Source organism: Bradyrhizobium sp. KB893862 SZCCT0404 (assembly GCF_018130885.1).
Taxonomy (GTDB): Bacteria; Pseudomonadota; Alphaproteobacteria; order Rhizobiales; family Xanthobacteraceae; genus Bradyrhizobium; species Bradyrhizobium stylosanthis.
This window is the reverse complement of sequence record NZ_JAFCLT010000007.1, coordinates 181,800-202,528: the sequence shown is the minus strand read 5'-3', so window position 1 is coordinate 202,528 and position 20,729 is coordinate 181,800. Positions and strand designations below refer to the sequence as shown.

The following is a 20,729-nucleotide window of genomic DNA, read 5'->3' as shown; positions in this document are numbered from 1 at the left end:
CTTGTTCGGAGTTTCTCTGGCGGTATCAGGCGGTCGATTTTGCGACCACGACCTTGCGCCAGGGCTTGAGCACCGCGATCGCCAGCAACGATGCCAGGATGTTGGCACCGGCCGCGATGATGAACACGCTGTCCCAGGTGCCCGACGATTGCTGCATGTAGTTCGCGATCGGGACCAGCAGCGCGGCCGTGCCCTTTGCGGTGTAGAGCAGGCCCGCATTGGTGGTCGCGAACTTGGCGCCGAACGTGTCGGTGCAGGTCGAGGGGAACAGCGAGTAGATCTCACCCCAGGCGAAGAACACGAAGCCCGAGAGCAGCACGAACCAGACCGGATCGTGGCCCCAGAGGTAGAGCATCCAGATGCCGAACCCTTCCATGCCGAAGGCGATGAACATCGTGTTCTCGCGGCCGATCATGTCGGAGATCCAGCCGAAGAACGGACGCGTCAGGCCGTTGAGCACGCGGTCGATCGTCGCCGCGAACGTGACCGCGGTCATCGTCACCGCCATCAGCGTCACCGGAACGCTGTCGACCTTCCAGTCGACCGCGATCGGCTTCAGGTTCGCCGTCACCATCAGGCCGCCGGCACCGACGATCACGAACATGAAGTACATCAGCCAGAAGATCGGCTGACGCAGCACCTCAGTCGGCTGATAGTTGCGGCGGGTCTGCACCAGATTGGCGTTCGCCACCACGGCCGGCACCTGGCCGGCTTTCGGCGCCAGCAGGAAGAAGGCGAGGATGCAGATGATGATGCCCTGTCCGAGGCCGAAATACAGGAAGGTGGTCTGGAAGCCGCTGTCCTTGATCATGGCCTGGATCGGCGCGACGGTCAGTGCGGAGCCTGCACCGAAGCCCGCGGCCGTGATGCCGGCAGCAAGACCGCGCTTGTCCGGAAACCACTTCAGCGCGTTGCCGACGCAGGTGCCGTAGACGCCGCCGGCGCCGATGCCCGCGATGATCATGCCGAGATAGTAGCCGTTGAGCGTGGTGGCCTGCGCGTTGATCGCCCAGCCGACGGCGCAGAGCACGCCGCCGACGAGGACGACGATGCGCGGGCCGTATTTGTCGACGAACCATCCTTCGACCGGGACGAGCCAGGTCTCGAACAGCACGAAGAGCGTGAAGGCCCATTGGATCGATGCGCGATCCCAGCCGAACTTCTTCTGGATGTCGGGGACGAAGAACGTCCAGCCGTATTGGTAATTGGCGATCATCACCATCGCCGCTACACCGACCGCCAATTGCGCCCAGCGATACGTGTCGCTAACGCGCGCGGCTGTAGGGGCCGTTGCCTGCACCATGTCCGTCATAAAGCCTCCCGTGGCGCCTCTAATTTTTATGCGAGCGCTGGAGAGGCATTCTTGTATGCATTATGCCAAGCTTCAAGCGCTGGTCCGGTCACCGTGCGCAAATGCCGCAGGCCTTGTCCGGCCGCGGCAGTGACTCAGGGACAGCGCAAGTAGAAATGGCCCCGTCCTGCGGGGCCATTCATCAAAAGTAGTATGTTGATGGTTCCAAAACCGGCGCGCTGCTTCGGCAGCGCGAAAGGCGCGGGCTTACAGGCCGAAGCGGGGCAGGTCGCCGTTGTGATTCGAGATCTCGGCGCTCGCCATCAGGAAGCGGTCGACGGCAGCCATGAAACGGGCGAACAGCGAGGAGGAGGGGGCGAGAGCGACGGTGGCGGTCTTGGACATCGGAATTCCCTTTCTTAAGACAGTCAGTGTTGCTGTCTCATTTCGAAGGGCAATCTATGTATACCAGATGCCACTGTCTATGCATGCCATTGCATAGCAGCATGCGCCCTGCCGCATTGCAACATAATACTCCCTTAAAGAGCCCGCTTCGGGCGTAAAATTGCTCGTTGGGGGCCGGAGACAGGGTTTCGGTCCCCAAACGCCCAGCCATCGCCGGAAAGTGACGCGCAATCGGGGTTCCCGATCCCATCTGATGCTTCGTAGCGCCCGAATTTCCGACCGCGCTGCAGCAAATCGGCTTGGCAGGGGAGATCAAAGCCGTTAGTGGTTCGCCCCCTTTTCCAATCAACTGTCAGAGTGGTTCATGTCGAGCGCCTCGCCCGCCGTGTCGATCGGCATCGATTTTGGCACCAGTAATACGGTCGTCGCGCTTGCGGCGGACGACCGCCGGGTCGAGGCCATCCGCTTCGACCACGGCGGCCAGCGCCACAGCACCTTCGTGTCGGCGCTGTGCTTCTGGGAGGACCGGCCGGGCGCCGGTGCCCAGGCCGAAGGCGGACCGTGGGCGATCGAGACGTTCCTCGAGGGACGCCACGTCTACCGCTTCCTCCAGTCGTTCAAGACGTTCGCGGCGAGCAGCAGCTTCAACACCACGCAGGTGTTCCGGCAGCGCTTCAAGTTCGAGGACATCCTGGCCGCGTTCCTGCGCACGCTGGCGCGTCATGGCGGCGAGAAGTTCGGCTTCGAGGCGTCCAACATCACGGTCGGCCGGCCCGTGCGCTTTGCCGGCGGCAATCCCGACGAGGCGCTGGCGATGCAGCGCTACCGCGCCGCGTTCGAGCGGTTGGGGGCCGGTCACGCGCGCTACGTCTACGAGCCCGTCGGCGCCGCGTTCTCCTTCGCCCGCAAGCTCGAGCGCGACGCCACCGTGCTGGTGGCCGATTTCGGCGGCGGCACAAGCGACTTCTCGGTCATGCGTTTCTCGCGCGCGGGCGGCGTCCTGCGCGCCGAGCCGCTCGGGCACGCCGGCATCGGCATTGCCGGCGACACCTTCGATTACCGCATCGTCGATCATGTCGTCTCGCCGCGGCTCGGCAAGGGCTCGAGCTTCCGCTCCTTCGACAAGGTGCTGCCGGTCCCGAGCGGCCATTACACCAACCTCGCGCGCTGGCATCAGCTCGCGATGATGAAGAGCAACGGCGATCTGCGCGAGCTCCGCGAGCTCCAGCGCACCGCGCTGAAGCCGAAGCTGCTCGAGGACTTCATCACCATCGTCGATTTCGACCTCGGCTTTTCGCTCTACCGCGCGGTATCCGATGCCAAGGTTGCGCTGTCGGGGCAGGACGAGGTGGACTTCCACTTCAAGGGCGGCGGCGTCGACATCGGCGCGACCATCACACGGAAGAACTTCGACGCCTGGATCGCCGACGATATCGCCCGCCTCGGCGCCACCGTCGACAAGGTGCTGGGCGAGGCCGGCATCACCGCGCGCGAGGTGGAGAAGGTGTTCCTGACCGGCGGCACCTCGTTCGTGCCCGCCGTCCGAAAGCTGTTCGCCGACCGGTTCGGCAACGAACGGCTGATGTCAGGCGACCAGTTCGAATCGATCGCCTACGGCCTCGCTTTGATCGGGCACAGTCCCGAGCCCGACCGCTGGACGTCAGACGGCGGGCTGGCGGCGAAGGGCGCGTAACGACCGTTCTCCGTCATTGCGAGCGCAGCGAAGCAATCCAGAATCCCGCCGCGGAAAGACTCTGGATTGCTTCGCTGCGCTCGCAATGACGACTCGGATGCGATTTGCGTGTCCAATCGAACAGTGCCGTAGGGTGGGCAAAGGCGCGGAGCGCCGTGCCCACCATCTGTCCGATACCGAGATTACACGCGATCGGTGGCGGCCAAGACCGTTGCTGCGGCCATCCTTCGAGACGCCCGCCCTTGGCGGGCCCTCAGGATGAGGTCGTCGTGTGCGGCCGCAGTCTCTGCGGGTACCGCTGTCGCTTAGCCTCATCCTGAGGAGCGATCCGAAGGAGCGCGTCTCGAAGGACGAGGCGCGCGCTCCGCTCGTTCCGTTATTGGTTGATCTCGGGCTCGACGAGCTTGGCCAGATTGCGCAGCGATTCCTGCCAGCCGAGATAGCAGGCTTCGACGGGAATCACGTCGGGAATGCCGGCCTGCGTGATGTCCACTTCCGTGCCGACCGAGACCTTCTTCAGGATCACGGTCACCTGGATCTCGCCGGGCAGGTTGGGATCGTCGAACCTGTCGGTGTAGCGCAGGCGTTCGCCAGGGACGAGCTCGAGAAACTCGCCGCCGAACGAATGGCTGTTGCCCGTCGTGAAATTCCGGAACGACATCTTGAACGTGCCGCCGACCTTCGGCTCGAAGTGATGCACGGTGCAGGTGAAGCCGTTCGGCGGAAGCCATTTCGCCATCGCGTCCGCCTCGAGGAACGCGCGATAGACCTTCTGCGGGCTGGTGGCGAGAACATGGTGCAGGCGGACAGTGCCGGGCATGGTTGTTTTCCTCTTTGACTCGATGGGCCCTAGTTTGCCGTCTATGGCCCATTCATGTCACGAGGACGACCGGGAAGCCGCCGATCCGACAGGGTGTCCGAATTTTTTCGCTGGTTCCGGCCGGGTTGCTAGAGGGCTGCGACATCCTGCGGCGTCATCGTGAACGCCAGCCTGTAGCGGCCGACCGTCGACGCCTCGCGGGCGCCTGCCGATTGAAGCGATGACGTCGAGAGCGGGTCGGCAATCGCAGCCTCGACAACGTCGGCATCGTAGCCCGACAGCAATACGATCCAGTCGGCAGCAGCATCTTTCCCCCGGATCTGCTGTTCAGTGGTTGGCGCGCTTGTCCTGGGCGTATCGGTCTGGAGCAGGTGAGCACCCGTCAGTCCCGGCTTCTGCGCCAATGCGCCGAGCATGTGCGAGACTTGTGTCTGCAGCTCCGCGTCTCGTCCGGCCTGCGGTGACAGCCTGATGGTCGCAAGCGAGGTCGCGATACCGCCGCCGAAGCTCGCCACGATCCGGCATTGGCTGCGCACCATGCCGAGATGATGCGGCATCATCCTGGTTGACCACGGTGTGGGCGCGTTGAGGCGATCGAGATAGCCTTTCGAGGTGAGCACCTCGTATTGCTCCAGCTCATAGAGCACGAAGAAGCCTTCGGCATCCGTCGTGCTGCTCCAGCGCGATCCGCGGCGGAAGCCGGGAATGCTCATCCGCTCCGGGAAGTGTTCGTGGGAATGCCAGTCGCCGAACTCGGCGCGCTGCTCGGGGCGGACGCTCCACCACATCGCGACCGCGGCCTTGCCGAGCAATGACATGCTGACCTCCCTGTGTCGTGGCCGCTGCAACCGGTGCGTTCACCGGCCCCATAACGGCGACGTTGTATATATCCTTGGTCCCGCCGAGCGAAGAAAGTCAAAACTATAGTCGAGCAACCTCGCTTGCCAAGCGGCCGGCTTGTGCGTCGCATGCGGACCCGTTAACCTCGAATGGCCGCGAGCGACGCCCGGAGGATTTCGTTACCTTCCTTGGCAGCCCAAGCCAAAAGCAAGAAATTTCCAAGCATTTCTTCCAGCACGCGTTTCTTCCAGCCTTCGCAATGCCCGTTGTTTCCGATTGCGCATTTCGGCTTTCATTCAGGGATATTCAGCGATGCTCGGCTTAATGATGCAGACCCCGCTGCTGTTGTCGTCGATCCTGTCGCACGCAGCGCGCTCCTTTCCCGATGTCGAGATCGTCTCACGCGCTCCCGACAGGCCCGACCACGTCACCAATTATGCTGGCCTGATGCGGCGCAGCTCGCAACTCGCGAATGCGCTGAACTCCGCCGGCATCAAGCCGGGCGACCGCCTCGCCACGCTGGCCATGAACGGATATCGCCATCTGGAGCTCTACTACGGCATCTCCGGAATTGGCGCCGTGTGCCATACGGTCAATCCCAGACTGTTCGTCGAACAGATCGTCTACATCATCAACCATGCCGAAGATCGGTTGGTGTTCTTCGACCTCGGTTTCATCGAGCTGGTCAAGACGCTGATGCCGAAATGCCCGAGCGTCGAGCGCTGGATCTGTCTTGCCGACGCCGGCGAGGCGAGGGCGGCCGGAGCAGGCGACTTCCCCACCTACGAGGACATGCTGGCGGGGCAGGCTCAATCCATCGACTGGCCGCAGCTCGATGAGAACACCGCATGCGGCCTTTGCTACACGTCGGGAACGACGGGAAATCCCAAAGGCGTGCTCTATGCCCATCGCAGCGCCGTGCTGCACTCCTTCGCCGCCGCCCTGCCGGATGCGTGCCGAATCTCGCTGAACGACACCGTTGCGTTCGTCTCGCCGATGTTTCATGCGATGTCCTGGGGCATGCCCTATTGCGCGCCCGCGATGGGCGCGAAGCTCGTGATGCCGGGCCAGAAGGTCGACGGCGAGAGCCTGCACCGGATCTTCGAGGACCACGGGGTCACTTTCGCGAACGGCGTGCCGACCGTCTGGCTCGGCTATGTTCAGTATCTGCAAAGCGCCGGCGTGCGGCCCACCACGCTCAATCGCGTCCTGATCGGCGGCACGGCGTGCCCGCGCTCGCTGATGCAGACGCTCCAGGACGACTTTGGCGTCGAGGTCCTGCACGTCTGGGGCATGACGGAAACCAGCCCGGTCGCAACGATATCGAAGGTCTTGCCCAGACACAGGTCGCTGTCGAGCGAGCAACGCCGGAACCGGCAGGTCAAGCAGGGGCGGGCGGTGTTCGGCGTCGAGATCGGCATTCGCGACGGCGACAACAACGAGCTTCCGCACGACGGCAAGGCCTTTGGAGATCTCGTGATCCGTGGTCCGTGGATCGCCCGGTCCTACTACAAGATGCCCGAGAGCGAGCGCGCCGACGGGTGGTTCTTCACCGGCGATGTCGCGACCATCGACGAAGAAGGCTACATGCAGATCACCGACCGCTCGAAGGACGTCATCAAGTCCGGCGGCGAATGGATCTCCTCCATCGAGCTCGAGAACCTCGCAATGGCGCATCCGGAGATCGTCGAGGCCGCCGTGATCGGCGTTCCCCATCCCAAATGGGACGAGCGGCCGCTCGTGATCGCGGTGAGGCGCACGGGATCGAGCCTGACCGCAGCCGAGCTGCTGGCCTTCTATGAGGGCAAGATCGCGAAATGGTGGATGCCCGACGACGTCCTGTTCGTGGAAGAGCTTCCGCATGGCGCGACCGGCAAGCTTCTGAAGACGAAGCTGCGGGAGCTGTATGGAGATCATGCGCTCCCGAGCGTCGCGTTGGCGAGAGCGGGCCTGGCTTGAAGCCACGAAGGCCTGACGACGCGCCGCAAGGAATCCGCCCGCTGCTGCTCAGCGCGCGTGCAAATCACAAGCATACAAGCTCGATATACACTTCGAAATACTCCAGCCGGATTTCCGCTCGACTCGGCGAATAGCGATGGCCTGCCGCGTCTCGCGCGGCGGCGATCGCGCCGGACCGTTGCTGGAGAGACTTGCGATATGAAGCAGACGACGCTGCGTTACCGGGCCCTGCGCCGGCTCCGCAGCCTTCCAGCCGAGACCGCCTCGCGGCTCCTCGGAATGCCCGCGATCAGCCGACGGTTGAACAAGGCCTATGACAAGGCGCGGGCGGCCCACAGGCCACACCTGCCCAGACTCTCGCCGCTCGACATGAGCATCGTCGCCGGGCTCGAGACGCGCGGCGTCCACATTACTTCGCTTGCGGAACTGGATCTGCCCGGCACCGATGCGTTGTGGCGCTCGGCGACCGATGTCGCGGATGCCTATTCCCTGCGCGCGAAAGACGGGGAGTTTGCCGGCGATTATACGGTGCAGGTCGGTGCCGGGGAGATGATGCGCCACCCGCAGATCGTCCGCTGGTCGCTCAATGACCGCATCCTCGACATCGTCGAGACCTATCTCGGCTTGCCCGCGGCCTACGACACGCTGAATTTCTTCTACACGGTGGCCGACGGCAGGCAGGTCGCAGCGCGCAGATGGCATCGCGATCTCGAGGACCGGCGGATGGTCAAGGTGATCGTCTATTTGCACGATGTCGACGAAGACGGCGGCCCGCTCGAAATCCTGCATCGCTCCTTTCCGGGCAGCGAGACGCTCCACGGTGCCAATTTTCCGGTCCTGACCCAGGAAATGCTGGAGCAGAGGCTGGGCGGGAGGCTGGAGCGCGGCGATGTCACGACCTGCACCGGCACGGCCGGGACCGTGATCTTCGCGGATGTGGCCAGCCGCTATCATCGCGGACGCCCCGCGCTGACGCGCGATCGTTGCGCGCTCTTCTACAATTTCTTCTCGCGCTCGCCGCTTCGACCGTTCTTCTGCGAGCGGCATGTCTTTTCGCGCGAGCAGCTTGCCGAGCTCGCGGCCGGGCAGACCGACCGGGCGCGCGCGTGCATGCTGTGGCATGCGAACGTGCCTTTGCTGGCCCGGATGGTGCCATCGGCCCGGTCCTAGCCGGGTCTTCACCGCAGCTTGATTGGAAGTCTCGGCGTCTGTCGCTATCTGCTCCTTTAAGTGCGCTCAAGGCTTGTCCGGATCATCCCCATCACACGAGGAGCACAACGCATGCCATTTGTCCGCATCGATCTTCGCAGAGGCAAATCGAAGGAATACCGCAAGACGCTGGGCGAGATCGTCTATGCCGCCATGACCGCGTTGATCAACGTACCGCAGGACGACAAATTCCAGGTCATCACGGAGCATGACCGCGAGGACCTCAACCATGCCGAAAGCTATTTGGGCAATCGCTACAGCGAGGATGTCGTCTTCATCCAGATCACGCTGAATGCCGGCCGCTCGATCGAGATGAAGAAGGCCTTCTACAAGCGCATCGTTGAAGAATATCAGAAGCAGCTGGATGGGCGTCCGGACGACGTCGTGATCAACCTCGTGGAGACCGCGAAGGAAAACTGGTCGTTCGGACACGGCATTGCGCAATACGCGACGTGACGGAGCCCGGAGAGGCTCGCTACGCCGGAGCCGGAACCGCCGGACGTTTTACCAGCCCGAAGGCTGCTGCGGCGACCAGGCAGAGGATCCCGGCGAGCAGGAATGCCGGGACGTAAGTCCCCAGCGCATCCCTGCTGACGCCCGCTGCAAATGCCATCAGGCCGACGCCGAGCTGATGGGCGGCAAAGATCCAGCCGAACACCACCGGTCCCATCTCCGGCCCGAACGTGCCCACCGTCAGCTTCACGGTCGGCGGAACCGTCGCGATGAAATCAAGGCCGTAGAGCATTGCAAATGCGCTCATCGCGCCAAGCGTCGCGTTGGACTCCACGAGCCAGATGAGAGCAAGACCGCGAAAGCCGTAATAGATCGCCAGCAGCCATCGGTTGTCGTAGCGGTCGGAGAGCCACCCGGATCCGATTGTGCCGATCAGATCGAACACCCCGATCATGGCGAGCAGGCCTGCCGATGTCACGGCCGGTAAGCCGAGATCGCCGCAGAACGGTACGAAGTGGGTCGATGTCAGTCCGTAGCTGGAGACGCCGCAGATCAGGAACGTCAGCGCCAGCACCCAGAACACGAGGCGGGTGGACGCCAGGCGCAGGCCCCGGAAGCTGATCTCGGCAAAGTTCTGCTTTGGCATTGCAGGGATCGGCGGCATCGCCGTCTCTCCCAGCGGCGCCAGGCCCAATTCCTGCGGGCGGTTCTTCCCGAGCAACAGGAAGAGGACGAGCGACAGCAGAAGACCGAGCCCGGACGGAACGAGCGCAACGCGCCAGCCCCAATGTTCGGCGATCCAGGCGCCCAGCGGCATGAAGATGAGGGTTCCCGTGGCGATCGATCCGTTCAGGAGGCCGACCACCAGTCCCCGATGGGTGGTGAACCAGCGCACCGAAATCACCGCTGCGAGCTGCAGCGCGGTCAGCCCCGGCGCGATGCCGAGAATGAAACCGAGGCCGAGCCACATTTCGTACCGGTTCGTCATGACGACCGTCAGCAGCAGTCCGGTCAGCGCCATCGTCCCGGCGATCGCCAACATCATTCGCGGACCGTAGCGGAGCATCAGGCCGCCGGCGAACGGCGCCACCAGTCCGAACAGCGCGAAGCGCAATCCTTGCGAGGCAGACAATTCTCCCATGCTGACATGGACGTCCGCCGCGATCTCCCGCATCAGGACGCTGGGCACGCCGAGGGACGAGCTTGCAAACAGCGAGTAGAGAAACCCCAGTGCAGCCATGATCCAGCCGTAGTGGATGTTTCGAGCTGCGGCATGTCGTGCGACGAATTCAGCAAGCATGGCCAAATTCCTTTTTGAAAATGAATTCTCTGAAAATGCCAAAGGCCGAGCCGGAGCCGCCGCCTTCCGCTCAATGCGAATTTTATGCACTGCAGGGGGCATTGCCCCGAAGTCAAAAAGGGCGCTGACGCCGGCGACGGTTCGAATGGCGTCGCCGGGCCGGACATTCGTTCGTCCGGATACTGCCACAATACCCCTGTTTTGCCCGACGGGTCAAAGCGATTTTCGCTAAATCAGAAACTCTCTGTCGTGCCAAGGGGATGGCTACTGTGCATGGGGTTGTTTTCCGACTTTTGGTTTGAGCCCCTGACTGCACGTCTTCACAAGCAAAAGGGGCCGCCCCTTCGGGCGGCCCCTTGGTCTCGTTCGATGCGGCCCGCTTATTCGGCGGCCTGCTTCTGCGGCGGGTCGAGCGCGCCGGACTTGTGGATCTCGGCGACCTGGTGGTCCGAGAAGCCCAGCACTGCGCGCAGGATCTCGTCGGTGTGCTCGCCGAGCAGCGGGGAGCGGGTGACCTCGCTCGCGCTGTCCGACAGCTTGATCGGGTTGCCGACCGAGATGTACTTGCCGCGGGTGGGGTGATCGACCTCGACCACGGTGCCGGTCGCACGCAGCGACTGGTCCTCGGCGATCTCCTTCATCGACAGGATCGGGCCGCAGGGGATGTCGTCCTTGTTGAGGATCTCCATCGCCTCGAACTTGGTCTTGGTCATCGTCCACTGCTCGATGCGGGCGAAGATCTCGTTGAGGCGCGGCAGGCGGACGGCCGGCTTGGAATAGTTCGGATCGGTCTTCCAGGTGGGCTCGCCGATCACGTCGCAGATCTTCTCCCAGACCGGGGCCTGGGTGATGAAGTAGATGTAGGCGTTGGGATCGGTCTCCCAGCCCTTGCACTTCAGGATGCGGCCGGGCTGGCCGCCGCCCGAGTCGTTGCCGGCGCGCGGCACGGCATCGCCGAACGGAATGCCTTCGCCGAACTGGCTGTATTCCTTGAGCGGGCCGTGGGCGAGGCGCTGCTGGTCGCGCAGCTTGACGCGGGCGAGGTTGAGCACGCCGTCCTGCATCGCGGCGGTGACGCGCTGGCCCTTGCCCGAATGCGTGCGCTGGTAGAGCGCGGTGACGATGCCGAGCGCCAGGTGCAGGCCGGTGCCGCTGTCGCCGATCTGCGCGCCGGTGACGAGCGGCAGGCCGTCGCGGAAGCCGGTGGTGGAAGCGGCGCCGCCGGTGCACTGCGCGACGTTCTCATAGACCTTGCAGTCTTCGTAGGGGCCGGGGCCGAAGCCCTTGATCGAGGCGACGATCATCTTCGGGTTGATCGCCTGGATCTTCTCCCAGGGGAAGCCCATGCGGTCGAGCACGCCGGGGCCGAAGTTTTCCACCAGCACGTCGCACTTCTTGATGAGCTCGGTGAGGACTTCCTTGCCCTTGGCGTTCTTGGTGTCGAGCGTGATCGAGCGCTTGTTGTGGTTGAGCATGGTGAAATACAGGCTGTCCACATTCGGGATGTCCTGCAGCTGGCCGCGGGTGATGTCACCCACGCCCGGGCGTTCCACCTTGATCACGTCGGCGCCGAACCAGGCGAGCAGCTGCGTGCAGGTCGGTCCGGACTGAACGTGGGTGAAGTCGAGAATGCGAACGCCCGTGAGCGCTTTGGTCATCGTGTTGCTCCGTACTCTGTGTCTGCCCCCGCCAACCGCAGGGATTAAGGGTTGAGGGGTGGACTTACTTCTTCTTCTGCAGAACGCTCTGCGGATTGAGGTTGCCGATGCGGCCGCTCTCCGAGCCCGCGGCCGGATCGATCACCGCGTTGATGAGCGTCGGCTTGCCGGACTTCATGGCCTCGTTGACGGCGCGCTTGAGCTCGTCGGGCGAGGTCGCGTTGATGCCGACGCCGCCGAAGGCTTCCATCATCTTGTCGTAGCGCGCGCCCTTGACGAACACGGTCGTTGCCGGATCGTCGTTGGCGCCGTTGACGTCGGTGCCGCGATAGATGCCGTCATTGTTGAAGATGACGACGCAGATCGGCAGGTTGTAGCGGCAGATGGTCTCGACCTCCATGCCGGAGAAGCCGAACGCCGAGTCGCCTTCCACCGCGAGCACGGGGTGACCGGTCTCGAGCGCGGCGGCGATCGCCTGGCCCATGCCGATGCCCATCACGCCCCAGGTGCCGACGTCGAGACGCTTGCGCGGGCGGTACATGTCGATGACGCCGCGGGCGAGGTCGAGCGTGTTGGCGCCCTCGTTGACGAGGATCGCTTCCGGATACTCCTTGATGACGTTCTTCAAGACGCCGAGCGCGCCGTGATAGTCCATCGGCGACTTGTTGTTCATGAGCTTCGGCGCCATCTTGGCGACGTTCTCTTCGCGCTTGGTCGAGATCGCCTTGGTCCAGTCGGAGGGCGGGGCGGTCCAGCTCGAGCCCATCGCCTGGTTGAAGGCGGAGACGACCGAGCCGATGTCGCCGACGACGGGCGCGACGATCTCGACGTTGGAGTCCATTTCCTTCGGCTCGATGTCGACCTGGATGAACTGCTTGGGCGTCTCGCCCCAGCTCTTGCCCTTGCCGTGCGAGAGCAGCCAGTTCAGCCGCGCACCGATCAGCATGACGACGTCGGAGTCCTTCAGCACGGTCGAGCGGGCAGCACCTGCGCACTGCGGATGGGTGTCGGGCAGGAGGCCCTTGGCCATGCTCATCGGGAGGAACGGCACGCCGCTCTTCTCGACGAAATTCTTGATCTCCTCATCGGCCTGCGCGTAGGCCGCGCCCTTGCCGAGGATGATGAGCGGACGCTTGGCGCCCTTGAGCACGTCGAGCGCGCGCTTGATCGACGCGGGCGAGGGGAGCTGCGCGGGGGCAGCGTCGATCACCTTGACCAGCGATTTCTGGCCGGCCTCGGCGTTCATCACCTGGCCGAACAGCTTTGCCGGCAGGTCGAGATAGACGCCGCCCGGACGGCCCGAGACCGCGGCGCGGATGGCGCGGGCGAAGCCGATGCCGATGTCCTGGGCGTGCAGCACGCGATAGGCCGCCTTGCACAGCGGCTTGGCGATCGCAAGCTGGTCCATTTCCTCGTAGTCGCCCTGCTGGAGGTCGACGATCTCGCGCTCGGAGGAGCCGGACACGAGGATCATCGGGTAGCAGTTGGTGGTGGCGTGGGCGAGCGCGGTGAGGCCATTGAGGAAGCCGGGCGCCGACACCGTGAGGCAGACGCCGGGCTTCTTGGTGAGGTAGCCGGCGATGCCTGCGGCGTAGCCGGCGTTCTGCTCGTGACGGAAGGAGATCACGCGAATACCGGCGGCCTGCGCCATGCGGCCCAGATCCGTGATCGGGATGCCCGGCACATTATAGATGGTGTTGATGCCGTTCAGCTTGAGCGCGTCGATGACGAGATGGAAGCCATCCGTCAGTTCCTGCTCGGTGCCCGGTGCCTCGGACTTGGTCGCGGTATTCAGCATGGGCCTTGTCTCCCTGGTCTCAGATAGTGGGGCGAGTTTTTCGCCCTTCTGGTGAACGTTGCTAGGTGAAGAGTTCCTGGCCATGCGCTTCGACGTAAGCGGCAAGGCCGAGGGTGTGGTCGCGGGCGCGCTTCTCGGCGAGCTCGGTGTCGCGTGCTTCCAGTGCTTCGATCATGCCGAGATGCTCGGGCAGCGAGGTCGCGGTGCGGTCCTTGCGTCCGATGGTCAGCTGGCGATAGCCGCGCACGTGCAGCAGGAGGTCGTTGGTGAGATCGACCAGAACGGGGGATTCCGACAGCGAGATCAGCGCCTGATGGAAGGCGATGTTGGCGCGCGAATATTCCTCGACATGATCCTCGGGCAGGCGGTCCTTGCCGAAATCCTTGAAATAGTCGCGCAGCGCCGTGATGTCCTTCTTGCGCGCGGTGGTGGTGATCAGGCGCGCGGCCATGCTCTCAAGCGCCGCCCAGGCGCGGATCATGTCGACGATCTCGCTCTTGGTCCTGCGCACAACCATGATGCCGCGGCGCGGCACCGTCTTCACGAAACCGTCCTGCTCGAGCATCGCGATGGCTTCGCGGATCGGTGTGCGGCTGACACCCAGACGTTCGGACAACGCGCGCTCGTCGAGCATCACCGGCTCGGGCGTCGAATAGATGTCCATCTTGAGGATGGCTTCCTTCAAGGCGTCATACGCCTTGTTCTTGAAGCTACTCTCCGGGGCAATACGAACGATTGCGATATCTGCCTCGGCCATGTTCGGCAACGCCTTGGTTGGTTTCCGCAGTGACACGACGAATCTCCTCCAGTGGGAGTCGTCTTTTACAGGATTATTAACGGGAAAGTTTTTGGCATACCACATGCCAGAATGTCAAGCTGCCTATTTTTTGCGGCGTTCTAAGGCACGCCTGAGCTTGACAAGTTGGCTTCTGGCATACCAAATGCCATCGCCAGCCATTTTTGATCCAAGCCGGCGGAGTATTCTGGTCCTTATGCCACTCCGTTCCGCCGCATGGAACAGAGCGCGGCGAATGGCAAGCATCACGGGCAGCCGCAATACGCGCGCGCTTTGAAAAGAACGAACTCAGGTCAAGGGAGAAGCCATATGTCCAATTCCAAAGATGCCGTCCGCAAGGTGCTTGACCAGGTCAAGGCGGATAATCGCACCAGCCTGACGGCCCCGGAGGGCAAGCTGGTCTGCGACGCCTACGGCATCCCGGTGCCGAAGGAGGGCGTGGCCAAGTCGGCGGGCGAGGCCGGCAAGATGGCCTCTTCGATGGGCTTCCCGGTGGTGATGAAGATCGTCTCGCCGGACATTCTCCACAAGACCGAAGCCGGCGGCGTCATCGTCGGCCTCAAGACGGCCGAGGACGCCGAGAAGGCCTACGAGACCATCCTCGGTAACGCCAAGAAATATAAGTCCGATGCAAAGATCGAGGGCGTCCAGGTGCAGCAGATGCTGGCCGGCGGCACCGAGGTCATCGTCGGCTCGATCACCGACGGCTCGTTCGGCAAGCTGGTGGCCTTCGGCCTCGGCGGCGTGCTGGTCGAAGTGCTCAAGGACATCACCTTCCGCCTCGCGCCCGCGACCAAGGAGGACGCGCTCTCGATGCTCGACGGCATCCAGGCGCATGAGATCCTGAAGGGCGTGCGCGGCGGCGAGCCGGTGAACCGTACGGCGCTCGCCGACGTCATCGTCAAGGTCTCTCAGCTTGTCACCGATTTCCCTGAGATCGTCGAGCTCGACCTCAACCCTGTGTTCGCAACGGCGAAGAGCGCGATTGCCGCCGACGTCCGCATCGTCGTCGACTTCGCCTACAAGCCGAAGCCCAAGCCGCGCCCGACCGAAGAGATCGTGGCGGCCATGAGCCGCATCATGCAGCCGAAGGCGGTCGCCGTGGTCGGCGCCTCCGCCGAGGACGGCAAGATCGGCAACTCCGTGATGAAGAACCTCATCAACGGCGGCTACAAGGGCGACATCTACCCGATCCACCCCAAGGCCGCCGAGATCCTCGGCTACAAGGCCTACAAGAGCGTCAAGGACGTGCCGGGCGTGATCGACACCGCGGTGTTCGCGATCCCCGCCAAGTTCGTCGCGGCGGCGCTGACCGAATGCGGCGAGAAGAAGATCCCAGGCGCGGTGCTGATTCCGTCGGGCTTTGCCGAAGCCGGCGCGCCGGAGCTGCAGGCCGAGATCGTCGAGGTCGGCAAGAAGTATGACATCCGCCTGATGGGGCCGAACATCTACGGCTTCTACTATACGCCCGCCAATCTCTGCGCGACCTTCTGTACGGCTTACGACGTCAAGGGCCACGCAGCACTGTCGTCGCAGTCGGGCGGCATCGGCATGGCCATCATCGGCTTCTCGCGTTCGGCCAAGATGGGCGTGTCGGCGATCGTCGGCCTCGGCAACAAGTCCGACATCGACGAGGACGATCTGCTCGCCTTCTTCGAGCAGGACCCGAACACCAACCTGATCGCGCAGCACTGCGAGGACCTCAAGGACGGCCGCGCCTTCGCGGAAGCCGCCAAGCGCGTCTCCAAGAAGAAGCCGGTCGTCGTGCTCAAGGCCGGCCGCACCTCGGCCGGCGCCAAGGCGGCCTCGTCGCACACCGGCGCGCTCGCCGGTAACGACAAGATCTACGAGGACGTGCTGGCACAATCGGGCGTGATCCGCGCCCGCAGCCTGCGTCAGCTGCTCGAGTTTGCCCGTGGCGTGCCGGTGCTGCCGACGCCGAAGGGTGAGAACGTGCTGATCATCACCGGCGCGGGCGGCTCTGGCGTGCTGCTGTCGGACTCCTGCGTCGACAACGGCCTGTCGCTGATGTCGATGCCGCCGGATCTCGACGCGGCCTTCCGCAAGTTCATCCCGCCGTTTGGTGCGGCCGGAAATCCTGTGGATATCACCGGCGGCGAGCCGCCGATCACCTACGTCAACACGGTCAAGCTCGGCCTGTCGGACGAGCGCATCCACTCGCTGATCCTCGGCTACTGGCACACCATCGTCACGCCGCCGATGGTGTTCGCCCGCAACATGGTCGAGGTGAAGAAGGAGATGGAGGCCAAGGGCTTTGTGAAGCCGATCGTGGCGTCGCTGGCCGGCGACGTCGAGGTCGAGGAAGCCGCCGAATATCTCTACCAGAACGGCATCCCGGCCTACGCGTACTCGACCGAGCTTCCGGTCGAGGTGCTCGGCGCCAAGTACAAGTGGGCGCGCGGGGCAGGGCTGCTCTGAGCACTTCTCTCCTGTCATCCCGGGGCGACGCGACGGGACCGCGCAAGCGCGGCCCGGAGCGTCGAACCCGGGATCTCGAGATTCCGGGTCTGGTACGCCAGGCCCGCGCTGCGCGCAGTCCCGGCGCACCATCCCGGAATGACGGATGCACAAGCGGCAGGTCGCGATGAGCAAGAACGTGATCCGGCGCAAATCGCTCGAGCCCCGATCGCCATCGGAGGCTGACCACGACGCGCGCGACGGCGGCGTGCAATCCGTCGACCGCGCGCTGTCGATCCTGGAAACGCTCGCTGAAGACGACGAAGGCTACCGCCTCAGCGATCTCGCCGTCCGCACCGGCCTCTCAGCGTCCACCGTCCACCGCCTGCTGGCGACGCTGGAAAGCCGCCGCTTCGTGCAGTTCGACCGCGCCGAATCCAAATGGCATGTCGGCGTCCGCAGCTTCACGGTCGGCGCGAGCTTTGCGCGGCGGCGCAATTTCTCCACGCAGGCGATTCCCTATCTTCGCAAGCTGCGCGATCTGACCCGCGAGACCGCCAATCTCGCCGTGGTGGACGACGAATACATCATCGTGCTGACCCGGATGGAGAGCCGCGAGATCATGCGCTCGCTGACCCAGGTCGGCGGCCGCGTCGCCATGGTGACGTCGGGCGTCGGCAAGGCGGTGCTCGCGACCTATTCCGACGAGGAGGTCGGCGCAGTGATCCGCCATCACGGCATGCCGCGCCTGACCGAAAAGTCGATCGTGCGGCCGAGCGACCTGTTCAAGGAGCTCGGAAAGATCCGCAAGCAGGGCTTTGCGATCGACGACGAAGAAGCTTGCATGGGCCTGCGCTGTATTGCCGCAGTCGTGTATAACGACTGCGCCGAGCCGCTGGCAGCGATCTCGGTCTCCGGCATGACCAGCCGTCTCACCGACGACAGGCTGCCGGAAATCGGGCAAATCGTGCGCGAAGTCGCGGGTGAGCTGACATTGGCGCTCGGCGGGACGATGCCCACACCCGTCTGACGGGAACCAGGCCTGTCGCTGGACAGCATCAGCCGTTTTGGCTGATATGCGACCAAACGACACAATGCGGCAAACGATCAACACGTCCGCACGAGCCTGGAGAATGCCCCCATGTTTCAGTTTCCCGCGCGCCTTGCCGGCGCAGCCGTCGCGCTGACCCTTGCGGCAGCGACGCCTGCCTTTGCCCAGCAGCTCGAGCTCAAGCTGATGGCGCCGGCCGCACCGGGTGGTGGCTGGGACCAGACCGCGCGTTCGATGCAGCAGGCGCTGGTCGCTTCGGGCGTCGCGCGCAGCGTGCAGGTCACCAACGTTCCCGGTGCCGGTGGCAGTGTCGGCATTGCGCAGTTCGTCAACGGCGCCAAGGGCGACGGCAACCAGATGATGGTCAACGGCTTCGTCATGGTCGGCGCGCTCGCCATGAACAAGTCGCCGGTGACGCTGGAGCAGGTGACGCCGATCGCGCGCCTCACCGAGGAAATCCAGGTGATCGTGGTGCCCGCGAATTCGCCGATCAAGACCGCGCAGGATCTCGCCGCCGCGGTCAAGGCCGACATCGCCAAGGTGACCTTCGCCGGCGGCTCGGCCGGCGGCGTGGACCATGTCATGGCGGCATTGTTCGCCGGTGCCGTCGGCGCCGACGCCAAGAAGATCAACTACATCCCGTTCTCCGGCGGCGGCGAGTCGCTCGCCGCGATTCTCGGCGGCAAGGTCACCGCGGGCATCTCGGGCCTCAGCGAATATGAAGGCCAGATCAAGTCCGGCAGGCTGCGCGCGATCGGCGTGACCTCGGAGAAGCGCATCGCCGGCAGCGAAATCCCGACTTTCAAGGAACAGGGCATCGACCTCGTGATCGCCAACTGGCGCTCGGTCGTCGCGCCTCCCGGCATCACGCCGGAGCAGAAGAAGACCCTGAGCGATGCGGTCGAGAAGATGGTGAAGTCGGACGCCTGGAAGGAGATCCTCAAGCAGAAGGGCTGGGAGGATGCCTATCTCGGCGGCGACGCCTTTGCGGACTTCCTGAAGAAGGAAACCGTGCGCGTCACCGACGTGCTGAAATCGGTCGGCCTCGTCAAGTCATGAGCTCAGGCGATCCCGCCCAGTCGCGGCGCGTCGATCGCGCCGGCATCGTCATCGCCGCATTGCTCGCTGCGCTCGCCGCGGTGCTGGTCTGGGACTCGCGCGGCCTGCAATCCACCGCGATGTACGGCATGGGGCCGGAGGCGATGCCCGTCGTGGTCGCCACCGGCCTTGCGTTGCTCGCGATCGGCAATTTCATCGATGCGATACGCGGCAATCTGCCGGCGCGCGAGAGCGCCGATCCCGTGCCGGTATTTCTGATCCTCGTCGGACTTGCGCTGCTGATCGCCATCATCGGCTTCGGCGGCGGCTTCATTCTGGCGACGTCGGCGCTGTTCGTGACGACGTCGGCAGCCTTCGGCCGCCGTGCCGTCCTCGTCGACAGCATCATTGCCCTGGTGATGTCGACCCTCATCTATCTCGCCTTTGACCGCCTGCTGACGCTGAGCCTTCCGGCCGGCCCCCTGGAGCGACTGCTGTGATCGACACCTTTGCCGCCCTGGCGCATGGCATGGCGGTCGCCGTCCAGCCGATGAACCTGCTCTATGCGCTGATCGGCGTGTTCCTGGGCACGGCCGTGGGCGTCCTGCCCGGCATCGGCCCGGCGCTGACGGTCGCGCTGCTGCTGCCGGTGACCTACAAGCTCGATCCCGGCGGCTCGCTCATCATGTTCGCCGGCATCTATTATGGCGGCATGTATGGCGGCTCGACCACGGCGATCCTGATCAACACGCCCGGCGAGAGCGCCTCGATGGCGACCGCGCTCGAAGGCAACAAGATGGCCAAGGCCGGCCGCGGCGGGCCGGCGCTGGCGACGTCGGCGATCGGCTCTTTCGTCGCCGGCACCATCGCCACCATCGGGCTCGCATTCCTTGCGCCGTGGCTGGTCGATTTCGCCGTGCGCTTCGGCCCCGAGGACTATTTCGCACTGATGTGCGTCGCCTTCGTCACGGTGTCCGCAACCTTCGGCGATTCACCGATCCGCGGCCTCACCAGCCTCTTTGTCGGCCTGACGCTCGGCCTCGTCGGCATCGACAAGCTGACGGGACAGGCGCGGCTTGCGTTCGGCGTCCCCGAGCTGCTCGACGGCGTCGAGGTGACGACGCTTGCGGTCGGCCTGTTTGCAGTCGGCGAGGCGCTCTACGTCGCATCGCGCCGCCACCACACCGAGGAGAAACTCGAACCGGTGCGTGGCTCGCTCTGGATGACGAAGGAAGATTGGAAGCGGTCGTGGAAGCCGTGGCTGCGCGGCACCATGTTCGGTTTCCCGATCGGCGCGCTGCCCGCGGGCGGTGCGGAGATCCCGACCTTCCTGTCCTATTCGACCGAGAAGCGGCTGACGAAGCACCCGGAGGAGTTCGGCAAGGGCGCGATCGAAGGCGTCGCCGGACCCGAGGCCGCCAACAACGCCTCCGCTGCCGGCACGCTGGTGCCACTGCTGACGCTGGGACTGCCCACCTCGGCGACCGCCGCGATGATGCTGGCGGGCTTCCAGCAATACGGCCTCAATCCCGGGCCGCTGTTGTTCGCCGAGCGGCCTGACCTCGTGTGGGGACTGATCGCCAGCCTGTTCATCGCCAATTGCATGCTGCTGGTGCTCAACCTGCCGCTGGTCGGGCTGTGGGTGCGCCTGCTCGCGATCCCGCAGCCCTGGCTCTATGCCGGCATCCTGGTGTTCGCGACCATGGGCACCATCGCGGCAAAGCCGTCGGTGGTCGAATTGTCGATGCTGGCCGGTTTCGGCGTGCTCGGCTTCCTGATGCGCCGGTTCGATTTCCCGATTGCGCCCGTCGTGGTCGGCCTGATCCTCGGTCCGATCGCCGAGAGCCAGTTGCGGCGCGCGCTTGCGATCAGCCTCGGCGATCCCATGACGCTGCTGCAAAGCCCGATCTCGGCGACGCTGCTCGGCATCGCCCTGATCGCGCTGCTGGCGCCGTTTGTGCTGAAGGGGCTCGGACGGTTCAAGGCCAGCGAGGACTAGC

17 protein-coding genes are annotated in these 20,729 nt (G+C 64.4%); 9 read left to right on the top strand and 8 right to left on the bottom strand.

The genetic code is table 11. From position 1 onward, the window contains the following. Positions 1-25: 25 nt before the first annotated feature. Both oxlT and JQ617_RS26495 read right to left on the bottom strand, forming a co-directional pair. Positions 26-1,312, bottom strand: a complete 1,287-nt coding sequence (gene oxlT / locus JQ617_RS26500; protein WP_063694438.1) for an oxalate/formate MFS antiporter — start codon at positions 1,310-1,312, stop codon at positions 26-28. 246 nt (positions 1,313-1,558) lie between these two features. Next, complete coding sequence (locus JQ617_RS26495; RefSeq protein WP_167358336.1) at positions 1,559-1,696, bottom strand: hypothetical protein; 138 nt, start codon at positions 1,694-1,696, stop codon at positions 1,559-1,561. Between the two features lie 364 nt (positions 1,697-2,060). On the opposite strand from JQ617_RS26495, the gene JQ617_RS26490 reads away from it, so the two are divergent. Beyond that, positions 2,061-3,389 carry an Hsp70 family protein gene (locus JQ617_RS26490; RefSeq protein ID WP_212028883.1) on the top strand — a complete coding sequence of 443 codons (1,329 nt, stop codon included), beginning with the start codon at positions 2,061-2,063 and terminating at the stop codon, positions 3,387-3,389. A gap of 376 nt (positions 3,390-3,765) precedes the next feature. Here the strand turns inward: JQ617_RS26490 and JQ617_RS26485 are convergent, their stop codons facing one another. Beyond that, a complete protein-coding gene (locus tag JQ617_RS26485) occupies positions 3,766-4,209 on the bottom strand; it encodes an SRPBCC family protein (RefSeq protein WP_212028882.1) in 444 nt (147 codons plus the stop codon). Positions 4,210-4,337: 128 nt separating this feature from the next. After that, entirely contained in the window at positions 4,338-5,027 is a 690-nt protein-coding gene (locus JQ617_RS26480; protein ID WP_212028881.1) for a hypothetical protein, read from the bottom strand. Between the two features lie 334 nt (positions 5,028-5,361). On the opposite strand from JQ617_RS26480, the gene JQ617_RS26475 reads away from it, so the two are divergent. The 3 genes from JQ617_RS26475 (at position 5,362) to JQ617_RS26465 (ending at position 8,673) form a co-directional block, all read left to right on the top strand. After that, positions 5,362-7,008, top strand: coding sequence for a long-chain-fatty-acid--CoA ligase (locus JQ617_RS26475; RefSeq protein ID WP_212028880.1), 1,647 nt, complete (start codon positions 5,362-5,364; stop codon positions 7,006-7,008). Between the two features lie 198 nt (positions 7,009-7,206). Beyond that, on the top strand, positions 7,207-8,178 hold the full coding sequence (locus JQ617_RS26470; RefSeq protein WP_212028879.1) for a phytanoyl-CoA dioxygenase family protein: 972 nt from the start codon (positions 7,207-7,209) through the stop codon (positions 8,176-8,178). A gap of 111 nt (positions 8,179-8,289) precedes the next feature. Beyond that, positions 8,290-8,673 carry a tautomerase family protein gene (locus JQ617_RS26465; RefSeq protein WP_212028878.1) on the top strand — a complete coding sequence of 128 codons (384 nt, stop codon included), beginning with the start codon at positions 8,290-8,292 and terminating at the stop codon, positions 8,671-8,673. 19 nt (positions 8,674-8,692) lie between these two features. Here the strand turns inward: JQ617_RS26465 and JQ617_RS26460 are convergent, their stop codons facing one another. The 4 genes from JQ617_RS26460 to JQ617_RS26445 form a co-directional block, all read right to left on the bottom strand. Further along, a complete protein-coding gene (locus JQ617_RS26460) occupies positions 8,693-10,159 on the bottom strand; it encodes an MFS transporter (RefSeq protein WP_212028877.1) in 1,467 nt (488 codons plus the stop codon). Between the two features lie 191 nt (positions 10,160-10,350). Then, positions 10,351-11,628, bottom strand: coding sequence for a formyl-CoA transferase (gene frc, locus JQ617_RS26455; RefSeq protein ID WP_212028876.1), 1,278 nt, complete (start codon positions 11,626-11,628; stop codon positions 10,351-10,353). 64 nt (positions 11,629-11,692) lie between these two features. Beyond that, positions 11,693-13,426: an oxalyl-CoA decarboxylase gene (oxc, locus tag JQ617_RS26450; RefSeq protein WP_212028875.1), complete on the bottom strand. Its 1,734-nt coding sequence runs from the start codon at positions 13,424-13,426 to the stop codon at positions 11,693-11,695. Positions 13,427-13,487: 61 nt separating this feature from the next. After that, positions 13,488-14,183 carry a GntR family transcriptional regulator gene (locus JQ617_RS26445; RefSeq protein WP_166819518.1) on the bottom strand — a complete coding sequence of 232 codons (696 nt, stop codon included), beginning with the start codon at positions 14,181-14,183 and terminating at the stop codon, positions 13,488-13,490. A 348-nt stretch (positions 14,184-14,531) separates the two neighbouring features. On the opposite strand from JQ617_RS26445, the gene JQ617_RS26440 reads away from it, so the two are divergent. From JQ617_RS26440 to JQ617_RS26420, 5 genes are all read left to right on the top strand, one after another. Next, on the top strand, positions 14,532-16,661 hold the full coding sequence (locus JQ617_RS26440) for an acetate--CoA ligase family protein (protein ID WP_212028874.1): 2,130 nt from the start codon (positions 14,532-14,534) through the stop codon (positions 16,659-16,661). Between the two features lie 166 nt (positions 16,662-16,827). Then, entirely contained in the window at positions 16,828-17,670 is an 843-nt protein-coding gene (locus JQ617_RS26435) for an IclR family transcriptional regulator (RefSeq protein WP_212029065.1), read from the top strand. A gap of 111 nt (positions 17,671-17,781) precedes the next feature. Then, positions 17,782-18,750: a Bug family tripartite tricarboxylate transporter substrate binding protein gene (locus tag JQ617_RS26430; RefSeq protein ID WP_212028873.1), complete on the top strand. Its 969-nt coding sequence runs from the start codon at positions 17,782-17,784 to the stop codon at positions 18,748-18,750. After that, positions 18,747-19,229: a tripartite tricarboxylate transporter TctB family protein gene (locus tag JQ617_RS26425; RefSeq protein WP_212028872.1), complete on the top strand. Its 483-nt coding sequence runs from the start codon at positions 18,747-18,749 to the stop codon at positions 19,227-19,229. Before JQ617_RS26430 ends, JQ617_RS26425 begins: the two co-directional genes overlap by 4 nt. A 29-nt stretch (positions 19,230-19,258) precedes the next feature. After that, the gene (locus JQ617_RS26420; protein ID WP_212029064.1) at positions 19,259-20,728 is read left to right on the top strand and encodes a tripartite tricarboxylate transporter permease; all 1,470 of its coding nucleotides are present in this window, start codon (positions 19,259-19,261) and stop codon (positions 20,726-20,728) included. The last annotated feature ends 1 nt before the right edge of the window (position 20,729 follow it).